This window comes from Psychrobacter sp. UBA2514 (assembly GCF_002341255.1).
In the GTDB taxonomy this organism is placed as follows: Bacteria; Pseudomonadota; Gammaproteobacteria; order Pseudomonadales; family Moraxellaceae; genus Psychrobacter; species Psychrobacter pacificensis.
The window spans coordinates 5,366-5,915 of record NZ_DDNS01000046.1 but is presented as its reverse complement, the minus strand read 5'-3'; the positions used below and the strand labels follow the sequence as shown (position 1 = coordinate 5,915).

Annotated in this window: 1 protein-coding gene; it reads left to right on the top strand. The window is 49.6% G+C overall.

Features of this window, described 5'->3' with window-relative positions:
• Positions 1 to 545: tRNA pseudouridine(13) synthase TruD (truD, locus tag B3V51_RS11235; RefSeq protein ID WP_286708436.1), on the top strand; the 545-nt coding region annotated here is incomplete at its 5' end.
• Positions 546 to 550 lie beyond the last annotated feature (5 nt).

Here is a 550-nt window from a genome sequence, read left to right as displayed (position 1 = left end):
CGCTATTTGCCCGTCCAGCGCGCGAGCCAAAGCCGCAACCCAAAAAGAGCAAACGCAAACGTGCGCCACGCGAACAAAATACGATGGAGCTGTCGGCAGCCCGTAGCTTGATATTCAATGAGATACTAGCCGCGCGAGTTCGTAATGGCAGCTGGAACACTGGCCTAGCAGGGGAAGTATTTAATCTGGATGGTTCGGGGTCGATATTTACCAGTGAGGAGATAGACGATACGTTACGCGCTCGTATGAGTAGCGGCGATATTCATCCAACTGCTGTGCTTTGGGGTACAGGTAATGACAAAGTCAGTGGCAGTGCAGCCGCGTTAGAAAACGAAGTTGTACAACACAGCCCATTACTCATGCAGCTAGCAATGGGATTGGAGCAGCGTGATATTAAAGCGCAAAGACGATCATTACGACTGCCTATTGAGCAATTAAGCTGGGAGTGGTCGGATGAGCAGATATTGGTATTGAGCTTTACGTTGACCACTGGTAGCTTTGCCACTAGCATGCTAGCAAGTTTGGTTCAGCAGATGGATTCATGATTGAG